We start from the raw sequence: 17952 nt of genomic DNA on the forward strand, positions 1-17952 counted from the left end.
CCAAAAATTGAAATGAAAAGATTTACATATATAATTCCGGTCATTCTTATGATACTTTGGGGTTGCGAAAGTGAACTTGTTCAAAATCCCGTTACGACCAAAACAGCGAATAACTTCTATTCCAATGAGTCAGAAATGGAGGAAGCGGTTAATGCTGTCTATGCGGCTTTGCAATTCACCGGGCTTTATGATACCGGGTTACCGGCCATGAGTGAGCTGCCTGGAGAAGATGCTTATGATGAAACTCCGGCAAATGACGGAGGTAATTACGGGCAACTTGACATGTTCAACGTAATTTCCCAAAACGCTATTATCCAGGATATCTGGCAGGACTCCTATATCGGGATTCAACGGGCGAATATTGTAATCAATAGAATCGCAGATATCAATTACGTTGACGGGGCTATCAAGAAATCACGTATTGGGGAGATGAAATTTATACGGGCCCTACTTTATTTCAATCTAGTGAGAATCTATGGAGATGTTCCGCTGGTCATCGTTGAGATTGAAAACCCCCAAGATTCTTTTGGACAGAGCAGAACTGACAAAGCAGAAGTATATGCACAAATCCGGAATGATCTGGATGAGGCCATTGAAATGCTTGCCCCACGCTCGGATGCCAATAAAATGCGGGTAGTGAAAACAGCTGCGCAGGCTTTGGCGGGAAAAGTGGCTCTGACGTTGGGAGATTATACAGCCGCCGAAACTTACTTAAAAAGTGTGGTCACTTCCGGATCGCATGAATTGCTTGCAGACCTGAATGCTATCTTCTCAGAAGACAATGAACTGAACAGGGAGATAATCTTTGCGGTACAGTTTGCTTCCGGCATTAATTCCAACAGCGAGGGTTCGGATGCGTATAGGATGTTCAATCCTACCGGAAGGCTGGTGGGAAATATGGCAGGAACAAAAGGGCATGGTGTATTGAAGGGAGATTTTTACAGCTTATACCGGACAACAGATAAAAGGAAAGACACTTATGTGGGGATTTTGGAATCCGGACTGGCTTTTAACAATAAAATTGCCGCACCAAATACTACCATAAGTGACTCTCCGAGTGACTGGGTTGTCCTACGCTATGCTGATGTGGTTTTGATGTTGGCAGAAGTTACAAATGAATTGGGGAAATCATCTGAGGCTAAGTCATATGTGGATATGATTAGAAACCGTGCAGGGTTGGGTTCCTATAGCGGTTCTCTGGATAAGGATTCAATATTCGAAGAGATCGATTTGCAGAGAAGGCTGGAGTTGGTTTGGGAAGGACACCGGTGGTTTGACCTCTTGAGACAAGGCAGGGCAAAAACTGTTTTGGGCATCACCGATGACAATAAGCTTTTGATGCCGCTCCCGGCAAGTCAGATTGCCGCAGACCCCGCTTTGGTTCAAAATCCCGGCTACTGATGGAAAATAGTATAAACAGAGGGGGGCATAGATCCCTCTCTACTTTCATAAATGGACAGATAAAGAATTGTCTTTCCACTGTCTGTGTAGCGCTGGCGCTTTTTGCCTGTCAAGCCAAGGATAGCCCTAATGCGGAACCAATGCCAGAGCACGGTTCTGTTGCCTCAGGAAGTACTCCTGATATTGAAGGTCTAATCGCAAATCTCGAAGATTCTAAAAATAAGGAGGTCATCGTAGTTGCACATCGGGGTGACTGGAGAAATGCTCCTGAAAATTCACTTCAGGCCATCCAAAATTGCATCGATATGGGAGTGGATATGGTGGAAATAGATGTGAGGGAAACCAAAGACGGAGAACTTGTGCTCATGCATGATTCCTCTATCGACCGCACGACCAAAGGCACAGGTTTGGTTAAGGACTGGACATTGGACAGCCTTAAAAGCCTTGGCTTAAAAGACGGATTGGGAGTGGTCACTCCCCATAAAATACCGACTCTGGAAGAAGCATTGGTACTGTGTAAAGGTAAAATATTGGTCAACTTGGATAAGAGTTATGATATTTTTGACAAATGCTTTGAAATAGCCGAAAAGACCGGCACACTCAATCAAATAGTAATAAAAGGGGCTAAATCAAAAAAAGAGGTGGAGGAGGAATTCGGTCAGTATTTAGACCGGGTTTATTTTATGCCCATCGTCATCTTAAATGATCCAAAATTGAATGAGATTGTGGATAGTTATTTGGTTGGCGGGGCACCTGTCGCTTTTGAATTCACCATACCACAGGATACCATTGCATTTATAAACCGGTTCGGCGAATTAAGGGATAAAGGAGCCAGTGTTTGGGTTAACTCCCTTTGGGCTCATCACAACGGCGGGCATGATGATGAAAAGGCAGCATTGGATCCTACCGTATATGATTGGTTCGTTGATAATAATATAGATATTATCCAGACTGACAGACCCCGGGTTTTACTTGATTATTTGAGAGCAAGAGGATTGCATAACTAGGTATTGTCCCAATGCCTCGACTAAAGAACAATCCGGTCACAGTTTGTTTTCTTTATTGACTTTTTTCCATAAAAGGGGTTCGGGTTTGATTTTACCTGAACTCCTTATTTTCAATATATAAGCATGAAAAAATATCGATTACCATTTTCACTTCAGGTGTATGCCTGTATGTTGGTTTTAGCACCCGCTTTTACTTTATCCCAAGCATATGCCCAGTCTCTTCCTCCATGGATGGATGGGTATCTGGATATCCATCACATCAATACAGGCAATGGGGATGCTGCATTTATGGTTTTTCCCGATGGCACCACCATGTTGTTTGATGCAGGCGATTTGGATGAGGAAGCTTTCCAAAAGAAGAATGCTCCCCTTTTGGCGACATCCACATTTCCGGATGACTCGAAAACTGCCGGAGGATGGATAGCAGATTACATCAGAAAGGTAAGTCCAAATGGGAGGGATATCCGGGTTGACTATGGTGTAATTTCCCACTTTCACAGTGATCATTACGGAAGTATTGTGGCGCTTGGAGAACTGATTCCTTTTGGTAAAATGATCGACAGGAATTATCCTGATTACGATTTCCCGTTGGATATGAAGGAGTACCTGAAAAACGATAAAATGTTTATGGGATACCTTCGGTTTTTGGAGAAAAACGAGGTTTCCGCAGAAGCTCTTAGGGTAGGAAGGGATGATCAAATTGTACTGCTTAGTAACACAGAATTCGATTTTAAGGTAAGAAATGTAAAAGCAGGTGCAACGATTTGGACTGGAGAAGGAAATAAGACCCTACAGTATTTCCAAGCAACCGACATGGTGGATTATTATAAGGGTAAATACAATGAAAACCCGTTAAGTTTGGCAATTAAAATCTCCTATGGTGACTTTGATTATTTTACAGGAGGAGATAATACCGGGCTGCAGGGATTTGGCTTGCCAAAATGGTTTGACGTGGAAACACCAATGGCAAATGCTGTTGGTAAAGTAGAAGTTACTACCCTCAATCATCATGGAAACAGAGATGCTACCAATAGTAATTTTGTGGAAAAACTGGATCCTAAGGTTGTGGTAGAGCAGACTTGGTGCTCTGATCATCCAGGCCAGGAGGTGTACTCCAGACTTGTATACGAATCGAAGCAAAATGAAGAAAGGGATATTTTTGCTACCTACATCCATCCGGAGACTAAGATCACCTATGGCCCTTGGTTCAATGATAATTACAAAAGCATGAAAGGCCATGTTGTAATACGGGTGATGCCCGGCGGAAAAGAGTTCTATGTGTTTATTTTGAATGAAGGAGATCTGAATGTAATCAATCAGTTTGGTCCTTACTTTACAGATTGAATGTTCAGAGCAGTCTTAGGGGCTGCCTACTGAGTGTTGTGAAGTACAAGTCTATAGGCAAATTGAGCACAGTAGATTAACAGATTCCTTACAGGGGCATCAGGATAGAAGTCCAAGTATCTCCGGGATATTCTTGTATTTGAGGAACTGTATGAAGAACTAAACCATCTACTGGATAGCCTTCCTTCCAAGGAACAGGAGGTGTTTAGGTTAAGCAGGTTTCAGGAACTCAGTGCCGAAGAAATAGCTGCCAAGCTCAATATTGCCCCACAGACTGTGCATAATAAGATGTGACAGACCCTCAGATTTTTGAGATCCGAATTGAAACACCATTTGTTTATTCTTTCAATTCCCTATATTCTCTCCGATAAGGATAAGAGCCAAGAAAGAACTCAATGGTTTTTAAGGAACAAACGGATAAACTACCATTGAGCACTGCAATTTCAGGCAATCAATTCGGTAGGTGTATTATCAGAAAATGAACTTTACATTTTTATCATAATCATTTCATAATCGATATTTTCGGTAGTGGCCAGCAGTTTTTGTGACTGCTTTCAGGAATAGTAAACCACCTTACGCTGCATTTGGTGGAAACATGGATGTAGTGAGCGGTTACCGAAAAAAGGAAGCATCAACTCCTGTAGATGAGTAATGATAGAGCTGATCCGTAAACACAAACCTTGCCATCTGCCGTCCCCTAACGCTGCTATTTCCTCTAGAATGTGTAAGGCTTTCTGGCTTTTAAGTGAAAAGCACCCTAGGATCGGCTGTTAAGAAAATGTACGGTAGGGTAGATTTGGTGGAGAGGCCGGGAATTCTGTATCCTGCCTCACGCTATTTAGTTGTTGTATTGAAATTTGCGAGGTAAAAACATTTTTTTCCTCAATTAAAAATATTTCAATTTTGTTCTGCTTTTGTTGTTTTTTTATTAATCTTATTGCAGAATAATTTCATCTTTATTAATGAAAAGTTGTGGAGGGGTACAATGACCTATGGGGTATTTTCGATGAGACAAGGAGTCACAAGGCATTCCGGGTAATATTCAATGCCTTTTGGGAAAAATTGCTTAAGGTATCAGTCAATATCCTCAAAGACACAAATGAAGCAGAGGACGTTGTGCAGGAGGTGTTTATCTCCCTCTGGAATAGGAACAAAGAGGTTAAGATAGAGGATATTGAAGCCTATTTGTATAATGCTGTAAAATACAAGGTGTTTCAAAGATTAAGGAATAAAAAAGCAGTTCCTGAACAACTGGAAAAGTTTCATTCTATTCAGTTCGCAAATAATATTGAAGAGCAATTTGATTATGAATCGGCAAAAATGATTTTGGATGAGTGTATTGATGCATTGCCGGACAGACCAAAAGAGGTGTTTTTATTAAGCAGATTTGAAAATTTGTCCAATGCCGAAATTGCTTCTCGTCTACAGGTTTCACATAAAACTGTAGAAGCCCATATTACCAAGGCACTCATGACATTGAGAAAATGTCATTCTAAAGGATAGTTGAAATTCGGTTTATTTTTTGCTCTAAAATCGTGAGATTATCTTTTATTTTAATTTTATCGGGTATTTTTTCAGTATAAATTCACTTGAAAAATTCTTTTTTTAAAGAAATTGGTTGTTTTCGTTAGGGTTGTGGTTCTTTTTGGGAACATATAAGAAACAACTCATAAATGACCGACGAAGAATACAAAGCTTTATTGGATAATTACCTCAATGGAAGTTGCAGTGAATCTGAAAAGAATATACTGGATGCTTTTTTTACTTCCAATAAAAGTGCTAAACCTGAACTTTCAGATGGTCGGGATTATGATGAGTATAAGTTGGAGGCTAAAAACCGTATGCTCAGAAATCTGGAAAGCAGGTTGAAGCAAAGATCGGCTCATAAAAGTTCTGTTAGAAAGAGATATTTAGTCCCCTCCCTAATGGCTGTCGCCATGGTGTTGCTATCAGGGGTGCTATTTTACCGGTTGTTCTATGTAGGCTCCCCGGATCAACGGATGAAATTGGTCACTGAAAATGGTCAGAAGACAACGGTCGTATTAAGTGACGGTACCAAGGTTTCTCTCAATTCAGGTACAACTCTAACCTATCCTGAAACCTTCGACGAAAATGTAAGGAAAGTGGAATTGGACGGTGAGGCATTTTTTCAAGTTGAACGGGACGAAGCCAGACCCTTTACCATTGTATCAGGGGAGCTGTCTACCAAAGTGCTAGGGACTTCATTTAACATTAATACCCATGGGGCATCAGTGATAAAAGTGGGAGTAGTCACCGGAAAAGTGAAGGTAGGGGATGGAGATCAGGAAGTGGTGTTGACACCTGGTTTAGAGTCAGAGTATAAGTTGGAAAGTCGGTCTTTTCTCATCAATAAAGTTGATGTGTCAGAGATCAACAGTTGGATGGACGATAGGATTGTGTTCAGAAATTTGCCTCTTGATCAGGCTTTTGATCAATTGGAGAGGTGGTATGATGTGGAATTTATCTATGACATCAAGGAACTTATTAATTGTAAGATTAATGGGGATTTTAATGATCAGCGTCTAAGAAGCGTGTTAGAAACGCTGGGATTTATCTACGGGATTCAGTATGAAATTTCTGAGGACGGCAAAAAAGTCCGAATTACAGGAATGAGTTGCAACTAATAAATTGAATGCATATGTCCTGAAAAACATCCAAAATGAAGAGCAGTATCATGACCCGCAAAAGACTGATACTGCTCAACAAAATGTCAATAAATCTTTCTAATTATTAACACTTAAAGTTATGGAAATATCTTTACAGAAACTAGTTATGTATACTACCAAAACGGTTGTATACCTAATGTTTGTGCAAGTTCTCTTTTTTAATTTAGCTACTGCCGAGGCAACTTTTGGACAAGCAATACATGAGACAACATTAAGTATACATGTTCAAAGTGAAACGTTGCAGAATATATTCGAGCTGATCGAACAGAAAACGGAATTTAAGTTTTCCTATAGTGACGAGATTGTCCAAATTGACCAAAGGTTTAATTTGAGCTTTTCAAAAACAACCTTAGATGTTGTATTAAATGATATAGGGAAAAAGTCAGGGCTTTCTTTCAGGCAGTTTGATGAATTGATTGCCGTGAAAAAACGTGAGCCTTTAGAACTAAAGCCACCGGCAGTTCGCTTTCAAAAGATTTCCGGGACTGTGTATGAAAAAGATGGAGAAAGCCTACCCGGTGTGAATATTCTGGTCAAAGGCTCCCTGGTGGGTACTGTGACTGATATTAATGGGGCCTTTACGTTGGATGTTCCGGAAGGATCAAATATTCTTGTAGTTTCCTATGTAGGGTATATTTCCAAGGAAATAGATATTTCCGCCGGAGGTGATAATTTGACAATTTATTTGGATCCATCTTTTGAAGGTCTTCAAGAAGTGGTAGTAACCGCCTTGGGCACCAAGCAAGTCAAAGACCAATCAGGCGCAACCAGTTCAAGCATTGGCTCAGAAGCGATTCAAAGATCCGGTGAGACAGGATTGATTAACGGGTTGGCGGGAAAGGCTTCCGGAGTAAGGATAGGTAAGACAAATGGTGATCCGGGAGCAGGTTCTGTTATTCAAATTCGTGGCGTCAATACCATTGAGGGGGCAAGTCAACCGCTGGTAATTTTGGACGGGGTGCCAATCAGCAATGATAACAGCGGGGCTGGGACGGTTTCCCAGCAATCTAGATTGAATGACATCAACCAGAATGACATTGAGTCGGTGCAGGTTTTGAAAGGAGCTTCTGCTGCAGCTCTTTGGGGATCCAGAGCGGCAAATGGCGTAATCATAATTACAACCAAAAGCGGTAATGTCAATCAGAAGCCATCTGTGACTTATTCTTTTACCCGGTCAATCGATAAAATTAATATATGGCATCCACTTCAGGACAGTTATGGACAGGGAAGAAACGGAGTGAGGAATATTTCGTCTGCGGAATCTTGGGGTGATAAAATTTCCGAAAGAGCCGGAGGCTCAGATATAGTAGATCAAAATGGGGCTTATTTTATTTCGGATGTTTCGGGAAATACGATTTATCCGGTATTGACCAAAAATTCAACGGAAACATTTTTGGATGAAAATTATGATCAGGTCTTTCAGGATGGAGGTTTTAATCAACATGATGTTTCTGTAAACGGAGGAGGAGAAAAAGCTTCTTATTTCTTTAGTTATGGGAATCTGGCCCAAGATGGGATCATCAAAAACTATACATATAACAAGCAAAATATCAGGCTTAACACAAAGGTTCAGTTGATGGACTGGCTGACTTGGAACAATAAGATTTCTTATAATTTCACTAAGTCAAACCGTATTCATCAAGCCGGTGATGATACCAATGGATTGCTCTTAGGTTTATTAAGAGGCGCGCCTGATTTTAATAATGAAGATTATATAGGCACATACGTAGATGCTTCAGGGACTGCGTATCCCGGAAGACAGCGAAACTATAGAAGGCATCTGGGAGAAACCCTAAATCCTATTTACAACAATCCTGGATGGACGATCAATGAACAAACCTCTAATTCTATAGTTGAGCGCTTTATCTTCACGCCTGAAATCCTGATCGATCCTACAGATTGGTTGAGTTTCATTGTCAGGGGAGGGATTGATTATTTTACTGATTCCCGGGAATCATTCTTTCCAATAGGTTCGGCGGGCGCCAGGAGTACCGGTTCATGGTCTCAGGAGTTAAGATCCAGTAAAGAAGTTAATTTTGATGCGATAGCTACGGCAACCAAAGAAATCAGCAGTGACCTTTCCGGGTCTTTAACGTTGGGTGTTAACTATAACGACCGGCAGCAAAGCTATGACGGAACATCCATTAGCCCATTTGCAGTTAATTCAAACCTGCATACAACCGACTTAAATCCTGATCAGGCTGCCTCATCCTGGTCAAGAACCCTGACGCACATTAGATCAAATAGAGGTTATGGTGTCTTAAACCTCAGTTTATTTAATCAGCTTTATATCAACGCTTCCGGTGCCGTAGAAGCTGCTTCTACCGTAGGAGGGACATTCTTCTATCCATCCGTTGATGTGGCTTGGCAGTTTACGGACAAGTTTGCCATTCCCGGAGTAAGCTTCGGAAAGCTGCGGGCATCACTAGGCAAAGTGGGGATACAGCCAAATCCATATAAGTTCAACACGCTTGCAACGACAGGCTATCCAAGTTTTGGAGGAAGTTTTATGATTGATTCGGAAAAAGGAAATTCGGATCTGAAGCCTGAAGTAAAGACAGAATGGGAGATAGGGGCAGACTTGAGATTTTTCAAAGATTACGTTAACCTAGGTGTAACCTACTATCAAAACGAGATCAACGATATACTTTTCGCTGTAAAAACTAACCCAAGTACGGGCTTTGCTACCGAATATTCCAATGCGGGCATAATAGAAAACAAAGGATTGGAGCTGGATTTGAACGTCACTGCCGTCAGGAAGAAAGATCTGTCCCTTTCATTCAATGCCAATTTCAACAACAACAGAAATTTGGTGGTTGATTTAAAAGGAGCAGAAACTGTAGATATAGGAGGTACTTCCAAGGCAGTGGAAGGTGAGCCAATGAGTGCGTTTTGGCTGCCGGGTACTGTGCGTAATGAGGATGGGACGCTTGCTCTGGATGCAAATGGATTTCCACAACTGGATACGGAAAGAAGGGTAATCGGTAATCCAAACCCGGATTGGAGAGGAGGATTGGGAGCGCAATTGAATTACAAAAATTTTGATTTTAGCTTTTTGTTCGAGCATTCCCAAGGCGGTGATTTTATCAACAGAACCCGTGTGGTAATGTACGGGTTTGGCACGCATGGAGATACCGGGAACGAAGTTACGCTTACGGAAGACTTGGTAAATATCAACGGACAAACTATTGCTGCGGGAACTACTGTCCGTGGAAATATTACGGACTTTGGGGCAGGGAATGTGTTGTTGGATGAATCCTGGTACACCGGTATTGGGGGCGGCTTAGGCTTCAACAAGGTCAATGATCTATTTATAGAGGATGCTACCTGGACGAAATTGAGAAACATCACTTTGGGATATACGCTTAGCCCAGGCTTGTTGAAGAAAATAAAGCTTCAGTCCCTTCGGGTGTCAGCGAGCGGTAGAGACTTGTTTCTTTGGTCTGATATCATAGGTGTGGATCCTGAAACAAATAATTATGGCGTGAGCAATGCGTTCGGCATGAATTACTTTAACAACCCTGGGACTAAATCCTTCCTTTTTAGTATTCAGGCTACTTTCTAGTATGTCCTATGGTTTTCAGGATTATATGTGCGGTTCAAACTGTACTATTTACCACTTTAAACGATCGAAAAAATGAAAAAACAAGCTAAATATATACTGTCGATTTTATGCCTAACGGTTGCTGTAAGTAGCTGTGAGAGTTTGGTTGATGGGATTAATGACAATCCAAACCAACTTACCCTCAATGAAATTGACGCCGGGTTATTTATGAATGGAGCTGAATTGGGTAACATTGATATTCAACTAGGCGCCTATAGCAGAATGGCGGCATACTATTCGGGACAATTAATAGGATACGAACAGGTGGAGAGATTTCGCTATCAATATGAAGTTGTCAATACTGATTTTAACTGGGATGGCTATCAATCTGTAGTCAATCCTGCCAGATTAATCCGCAGCAGAACTGAAGGAAACAACCTCTATCAGGGCATATCCAAAGTTTTGGAAGCACATTTGATCGGTACGTATGCTACCCTATTTGGAGATATCCCCTATTCTGAGGCTGTTTCAGATATAATAGATCCGGTGTTTGACAAGCAGTCAGCTATCCTCGCTCAGCTTCAGCTAGTGCTGGATAGTGCTATAGAAGACCTCAATAAGGTGGAGGCTAGCGATGTAGTTGCGGAAGATTACATCTATAATGGTGATGGTGAAAAATGGCTGGAAGCAGCCTGGACTTTAAAAGCCAGGTTGTACATGATTTCCAAATCCTACGAAGAAGCTTTTGCAGCCGCTCAAAATGGGATCTCGTCCCATGCAAATAGCATGATGTTTAACCCATTGGATGTCACTGGGCAAAACACCACCAAAAACAAGTATTATATCGTCTTGCAAAACGGCCCTAACCTAGGTACGGGAGACAGTTATCTGATGAAGCTATTGGATACTGAAAGCGGTATTTCCAGAAATAATGAAAAGACCAATGAAGAAGCTAGAATGATGTATTATGAAATTGATCGAACTAGTGCTACGGTGAACATGGGCATAGCCCATGAGCTGGAACCACAGCCCCTGATCACTTTCGGGGAGAATACGTTGATTCTCGCCGAAGCCGGAGCCCGCACCCAAGGAATGGAAACCGGTCTTCAATACTTGAACATGCATAGAAGCTACCTGAATTCCGGTAGTTTTCTAAATTCCAATTTCGATCAGTACACCTTGTCTTACCTGCCTTATGTGGCTACGGATTTCCAAGCAGGAGGAATAGAAAATAGGGATGGGATCAGTCCTGAAAGAGCACTCCTAAGAGAAATCATAGAAGAGCGGTATGTGACAGGGTTTACCACCTTTATGCCTTTTGATGATGCGAGAAGATTGAAGAAAGATGACACGGATGTATTAGTTCCATTTCCACTGAATACCGCCACTGCTGCCCAAAACATCGAGCGATTCCTTACTCCTGAGACAGAGATGACTACTAATTCCAATGCTCCTGAAGATCCTGGGTTCTACCAACCTACTCAGGTTAACCAATAGATGGGATTCGGTTCAATGAGAAATTGTAATAAGATTAATCAATTGGCGATGAGAGGGAAGAGTTTTCTTTCCTTTGCTGTAGCGGTAAGCATAGTGCTTGTCGGGTGTGCTGAAAAATCTGAGACCCAACGTGCAGAAAGGACACAAGGGGTCATCGCGGGAAATGGAATGGTGGTCAGTGCCAATAAGTACGCTTCGGATGTAGGTGTTGAAATCATGAAGCGGGGAGGAAATGCGTTTGATGCAGCAGTAGCTGTACAATTTGCCTTGGCGGTGGTTTATCCCAGAGCAGGGAATATCGGTGGCGGGGGCTTTGCCGTTTACCGTGATGCCACGGGTGTAAAGGGAGCCTTGGATTTCAGGGAAAAGGCTCCGTCTAGGGCCGAAAAAAATATGTATTTGGACGAAGCTGGCGAGCCGGTAAAAGACCTGAGCCTGAAAGGTGTGCTTTCTGTGGGTGTACCGGGCACAGTCAATGGAATGGTCAAATTGCATGAGCGGTTTGGGGAGCTTTCTTGGAAGGAATTGGTGGCACCATCTATCCAACTTGCCAAAGAGGGGGTTGTGATTTCCGAAAATCAGGCACTTCGATTCAATCAGGCAAAATCTGACTTTGAAGCTTATAATCGCTTTTCTATTCCTATGGTCAAAGATACGCAATGGAAACGAGGAGATCTCCTAATACTGCCTGAGCTGGCCGTCACGTTGGAGAGAATAGCCGAAGAAGGAAATGAAGGATTCTATGAAGGTATAACTGCAGAACTGATAGTTGCCGAAATGGAAGCCCGGAAAGGCCTAATTTCCTTGGCTGACCTGAAAGCTTACGAAGCTGTTTGGCGGAATCCTATTATAGGTGAGTACAGGGGTTATAATATCATCAGTATGCCTCCGCCTTCGAGTGGAGGTGTTGCAATTGTCCAACTATTCAATGGCCTAAAGGGGTATGATATTTCCTTGTTTGAGCCAAATTCAGTTGAAGCCATTCATTTATTTACCGAATTGGAGCGCCGGGTATATGCAGACAGGGCAGAGAATTTGGGTGATCCTGATTTTTTTCCTGTGCCGTTGGAAGATTTGCTGGCTGAGCAAAGGATGAAGAAAAGGATGGAGAGTTTTGATCCTGCCAAAAAGACGCCTTCTGATGAGATCAAAGCCGGGAATGTGGAAATCATTGAAAGTGTGGAAACTACCCATTTTTCAATCGTGGATAAGGAAGGGAATGCAGTATCGATAACAACTACCCTGAATGGGTATTTCGGGGCCAAAGTAATGGTGAAGGGCGCCGGCTTTTTCTTGAACAATGAAATGGATGATTTCAGCAAAAAGCCCGGAACACCAAATCAGTTTGGATTAGTAGGCGGGGAAGCAAATGCTATTGCGCCAAATAAGCGGATGCTGAGCTCCATGACTCCAACTATTGTAGAGAAAAATGGGAAATTATGGATGGTATTGGGTTCACCTGGAGGATCTACGATTATTACTTCCGTCTTCCAGACCATGGTCAATGCGATGGTGTATACTATGAATATGCAGGAGGCAGTGAATGCGTACCGATTTCATCACCAATGGATGCCTGATGTGATTATTTATGAAAAAGGGGGACTGGATAGCCTCACTAAAATGCAACTGGAAGCGAAAGGGCAAACTCTGCAAGAACGGGGTTTGCTGGGTAAGGTAAATGCAATTTTAGTAACTCCTGAGGGGGAATTGGAAGGAGCACCAGATCATATGCGTGGAGATGAGTTTGCGTCAGGTTACTGATATTTCACCGATTACAAGTAACAACTTATGAAATGCCCATGAGAGAATTTCACCCGCAGGGGAATGATTAGTTAGTGCATTCCATATGGCCTTTAAAAAACAAATTATAATTATATGAAATCGAGCATGACTCAAGAATCACACACTGGGATGGTTATCTGGCATGCGAGATTCCATGTGACCATTAAAAATCAATTATAAACACATGAAATCGAGCATGACTCAAGAGTCACACACTGGGATGGTTATCTGGCATGCGAGATTCCATGTGACCATTAAAAATCAATTATAAACACATGAAATCATCTTTGCAAGACTATTTCCAGTCCTACCGGGAGAACATTGTGGGGCATGATGCGTCATTTATCGGTCCGCATGGAGAAAAAAAGCTTGTTTATGCTGACTGGATTGCAAGTGGTCGTCTTTACCATCCCATAGAAACGTTCATGCTGAATGAATTGGGACCATACGTTGCAAATACGCATTCGGAATCTAGTTATACAGGAAAAAAGATGACTATGGCTTATACCGAGGCCAAGAAAACCATCAAAGATCATGTAAATGCTTCTGATCAGGATGTCATCATCGCCAGCGGAGCTGGGACTACGGCAGTACTTTGTAAGTTTCAGCGGATTCTAGGCATTATATACCCAGAGCCTTTAACAGGAATGAAACACCAAATTCCTAATTGCGACCGGCCAGTTGTGTTTATTACCCATATGGAGCATCACTCCAATCAAACAACCTGGTTGGAGTCCATTGCAGATGTGGTTGTGTTGGCACCCAATGCCGATCTGACCGTCAATCCATTGACATTGGAAAGGGAACTTGCCAAGTATAGTGATAGGAAAGTTAAAATCGGATCATTCACTGCATGCTCCAATGTGACCGGTATTGTGACTCCTTTTCATGAATTGGCAGCTATTATGCACGGGCACGGTGGTTATTGCTTCGTAGATTTTGCCGCCTCAGCTCCTTATGTCTCCATTGATATGCATCCTGTTGACCCAAACCAAAGACTGGATGCGGTGTTCTTTTCACCGCATAAGTTTTTGGGAGGTGTGGGCAGTTCCGGCGTGCTCGTTTTCAATAAGGAACTGTATAAAAACCACATTCCTGACCATCCGGGAGGCGGAACGGTGACTTGGACAAATCCATGGGGAGAGCATGCCTATTACTCAGATATAGAAATCCGGGAAGATGGGGGGACGCCACCGTTTCTTCAAACCATAAGAGCCGCTTTGAGTATTCGCCTAAAGGAAAAAATGGGTGTAAAGAACATTGCGGCACGCGAAAAGGAATTGGTGGAACTCTGTTTTCAGCGCTTCGATGCCATGCCCGAGTTGCATGTCCTGAGTGATCATGTCAGAGAAAGGCTGGGTGTGTTTTCATTTTACAGTCCCAAAATCCACTTTAATCTTTTGGTAGCTCTGCTCAATGACCGCTACGGAATACAAGTGAGAGGTGGATGTTCCTGTGCAGGGACTTATGGGCATCTCAGTTTGCAAGTTTCAAAAGAACAGTCAAAATCTATCACAGATAAAATTGACCATGGTGATCTTACCGAAAAACCAGGATGGGTCAGACTTTCCCTTCATCCTACTATGACAAACGGGGAGTTGAATTTCATCATGGATGCTATTCAGGAAATTACCGAAAATATTGATATATGGAAGCAAGAATATACTTATGATCCGATACACAACGAATTTACCCACAATTCCACTACAGTTAAGGACAAAGGCGATTATCAAACTATTCTAGCCCACCTATAATACAGACTTTGAAACCGGGCATATCGAAAACGACACGCAGCCAGATGATTATTCTCTGTGCGGGACAGGCTATCTGACCATTTAAAAAACAATTATCAAACAGATGAAATCGAGCATGTCGAAGACGACACACAGTGGGATGATTATAAACCGTGCGAGATTCCATGTGGCCAATAGAAAACAATTATAAACACATGAAACAAACAAAAAAAATAAAGCGTTTTCTCCTATTGCTCTTAGGCGTGCTGCTGATGCAGACGGGCATGGCGCAAGAGACTTTCCCCAAAAACGGGGTAAGTGACCTGCGGCAAGGGGAGTATGCACTCATCAATGCAACCGCTGTCACATCCGACAAGACTGTGAACAATGCCGTAATTTTAATCAAGGGTAAAAAAATCATCAAACTCGAAGCAGGTCTTGCCGTGCCGAAAGGATTCAAGGTGATTGACCTGAAAGGAAAGTATGTCTACCCGGCTTTCATTGATGTCTATTCCAACTACGGGATGCCTGAAGTGGTCATGCCTCCAAGAACTAACCCAGTGATCAAGCGGGAGCAGATTATACCGGCGAGAGCTGGTGCCTATAATGCCAATGATGCCATAAAAGCAGATTTTGATGCAGGAAGGGCTTTTGCCTTGGATCAGAAAAAAGCAAAGGCTTTAAGAGATCAGGGCATTGGAACAGTTTCTTCCTTCAGGCCGGATGGAGTAGCAAGAGGAACTTCGGTGGTACTGAGCTTAGGAGAAGACCAAGAGAATGAATTGATTCTCAAGAATGAAGTCTCCGCCTATTTCTCTATGGACAAAGGGAGCTCCTTGCAGGATTATCCCCATACCCTGATGGGCGGAATCTCTCTGATGAGACAGACCTGGTTTGATGCCCTGTGGTACGGTCAACTAGAGGAGAAACCTTTTGTAGATCTGACATTGGAAGCTTTAAATAGGCAATTGGGTATTCCTTGGTATTTCGAATCTCCGGATTGGAGTATGACTCTGACCGTGGACAAGGTTTCCAAAGAGCTTGGAAAGGATTTCATCATCAAAGGTGCCGGCGATGAATACCAAAGGATAGACAAAATAAGGGAGATGGGCAGACAGATGGTAATTCCCTTAAATTTCCCCAAGTCTTTTGATGTAAGTGATTCTCTATTTCATGATCTCATCTCACTGAAGGACATGAAGCATTGGGAAATGGCACCATTGAATTTGGCATATCTAGCAAAAAACGAAGTTGATTTTGCCATCACTGCCGATGGCCTTGACGATCCCAAAGTATTTCTGGATCATTTGAAAATTGCTGTTGCTAGTGGACTTGGGGCAAATAAGGCTTTGGAAGCGTTGACTAAAACCCCGGCGCGATTTCTAGGAATGGAAAATGTGCTTGGCGGACTGGAAGAAGGGATGTATGGAAACATGATCATCTCAACAGGACCCATTTTTGACTTCGGTTCACAGCTGACGGAGATTTGGGTGCAAGGTAAAAATTACAAGGTCTCTGCCAAATCAACCTTGGACAGTGCCTATGTTCCTGCTGTGACGATCGATGATAACCCAGAGATGCTGTACCCATTTACCGCATTTGGGTCAGAAGAACTCCCTACAAGCGAAACTATGCTGATCAAGGGAGTTACTGTGTGGACCAACACCGAAAAGGGGATTTTAAAGAATCACGATGTGCTGATCGAAAATGGTAAAATCAGTAAAGTAGGAGAGAATCTAAAAGCCGGAAAAGTACGGGTAATCGACGGAACGGGAAGACATTTATCCGCAGGGATCATAGATGAGCACGCCCATATTGCCTTGAAAGCAATAAATGAAATGGCAATAAATACATCCATGGTTCGGATGGCAGATGTGGTCAACCCTGAGGATATTGCTATTTATCGTGCGCTGGCAGGTGGGGTGGTCGCTGCACAATTACTTCATGGGAGCTCTGATGCCATAGGTGGACAGTCTGCTCTGGTGAAACTCAAGTGGGGTGGTACAGCCCAGGATATGATGATCGATGGAGCCGATAAGTTTATCAAATTCGCTCTGGGAGAAAATCCGAAAAGGTCGAAAAGTGATCCTTCGATCCGCTTTCCGCGAACCATCATGGGACTGGAGCAAGTGTATACGGATGCTTTTACCAATGCTTTGGAATATGAGAAACTATGGAAAGGTGTCTCAACTGATGGTTCTTCAGATAAATCAGCAAGTATTCCAAGAAGGGATTTGGTGAATGAGGCAATGTTGGAAATTATCCATAAACGTCTTTTTATTACCAGTCATTCCTACGTGCAGTCGGAAATGCTTATGTTGATGGATGTGGCCGATAGATTTGATTTCACTATCAATACGTTCACCCATGTGCTGGAGGGATATAAAATTGCAAATGAGATGCAAGCGCATGGAGTTGGAGGTTCTACTTTTTCGGACCGCTGGAATTATAAATGGGAGGCACGGAATGCCATTCCATACAATACCGTACTGATGTCGGGGCAAGGAGTGGTTACGGCAGTAAATTCAGACAGTGGTGAGACGATCAGGCACCTCAATCAGGAAGCGGCCAAATCTATCAAGTATGGTGGAATGGATGAGCAGGAAGCGTTGAAGCTTGCCACACTCAATCCTGCTATCCTGCTACATCTGGATGAAACGATGGGGACTGTAGAGGAAGGAAAATCTGCTGATATCGTTCTTTGGTCAGATTCTCCCCTTTCTATTTATGCCAAGGCTGAGAAGACGATCATCGAAGGAGCCGTATACTTTGATATGGAAAGAGACTTGGAGTTAAGAGCACAAGTAGCTGCAGAAAGAAGACGCATTTTGTCCAAAATGAAGATGTGGTCGGATAAGGGAGGAGAAACGGTAAAAGTAAGTTCTGCGGTTCCTATTGAAATGGAATGTGATTTCCTAGATGCTGAAAGTTTAATGGAAATGTTGAAATAAGTACAA

The 17952-nt window shown here is 42.6% G+C and carries 11 protein-coding genes; all 11 read left to right on the plus strand.

Annotated features, from left to right (window positions below; translation table 11 throughout):
- Positions 1-12 precede the first annotated feature (12 nt).
- Positions 13-1401, plus strand: coding sequence for a RagB/SusD family nutrient uptake outer membrane protein (locus ID165_RS01610; RefSeq protein ID WP_192348665.1), 1389 nt, complete (start codon positions 13-15; stop codon positions 1399-1401).
- Positions 1401-2408 (plus strand): glycerophosphodiester phosphodiesterase family protein, encoded by a 1008-nt coding sequence (locus ID165_RS01615; RefSeq protein ID WP_192348666.1) that lies wholly within the window; start codon positions 1401-1403, stop codon positions 2406-2408. Before ID165_RS01610 ends, ID165_RS01615 begins: the two co-directional genes overlap by 1 nt.
- Positions 2409-2531: 123 nt before the next feature.
- The gene (locus ID165_RS01620) at positions 2532-3752 is read left to right on the plus strand and encodes a ComEC/Rec2 family competence protein (RefSeq protein WP_192348667.1); all 1221 of its coding nucleotides are present in this window, start codon (positions 2532-2534) and stop codon (positions 3750-3752) included.
- Positions 3753-3899: 147 nt separating this feature from the next.
- Entirely contained in the window at positions 3900-4046 is a 147-nt protein-coding gene (locus tag ID165_RS26995; protein WP_225587173.1) for a sigma factor-like helix-turn-helix DNA-binding protein, read from the plus strand.
- A 678-nt stretch (positions 4047-4724) separates the two neighbouring features.
- Positions 4725-5255 carry an RNA polymerase sigma-70 factor gene (locus tag ID165_RS01630; protein ID WP_192348668.1) on the plus strand — a complete coding sequence of 177 codons (531 nt, stop codon included), beginning with the start codon at positions 4725-4727 and terminating at the stop codon, positions 5253-5255.
- A gap of 170 nt (positions 5256-5425) precedes the next feature.
- The gene (locus ID165_RS01635; RefSeq protein WP_192348669.1) at positions 5426-6397 is read left to right on the plus strand and encodes a FecR family protein; all 972 of its coding nucleotides are present in this window, start codon (positions 5426-5428) and stop codon (positions 6395-6397) included.
- Between the two features lie 121 nt (positions 6398-6518).
- Positions 6519-10004: a SusC/RagA family TonB-linked outer membrane protein gene (locus ID165_RS01640; protein WP_192348670.1), complete on the plus strand. Its 3486-nt coding sequence runs from the start codon at positions 6519-6521 to the stop codon at positions 10002-10004.
- A gap of 72 nt (positions 10005-10076) precedes the next feature.
- Positions 10077-11480, plus strand: coding sequence for a SusD/RagB family nutrient-binding outer membrane lipoprotein (locus ID165_RS01645; RefSeq protein ID WP_192348671.1), 1404 nt, complete (start codon positions 10077-10079; stop codon positions 11478-11480).
- Between the two features lie 48 nt (positions 11481-11528).
- The gene (ggt, locus tag ID165_RS01650) at positions 11529-13241 is read left to right on the plus strand and encodes a gamma-glutamyltransferase (RefSeq protein WP_225586944.1); all 1713 of its coding nucleotides are present in this window, start codon (positions 11529-11531) and stop codon (positions 13239-13241) included.
- Positions 13242-13537: 296 nt separating this feature from the next.
- Complete coding sequence (locus tag ID165_RS01655) at positions 13538-15016, plus strand: aminotransferase class V-fold PLP-dependent enzyme (RefSeq protein WP_192348672.1); 1479 nt, start codon at positions 13538-13540, stop codon at positions 15014-15016.
- 194 nt (positions 15017-15210) lie between these two features.
- Entirely contained in the window at positions 15211-17946 is a 2736-nt protein-coding gene (locus ID165_RS01660) for an amidohydrolase family protein (protein ID WP_192348673.1), read from the plus strand.
- Positions 17947-17952 lie beyond the last annotated feature (6 nt).

Source organism: Algoriphagus sp. Y33 (assembly GCF_014838715.1).
Lineage (GTDB): Bacteria > Bacteroidota > Bacteroidia > Cytophagales > Cyclobacteriaceae > Algoriphagus.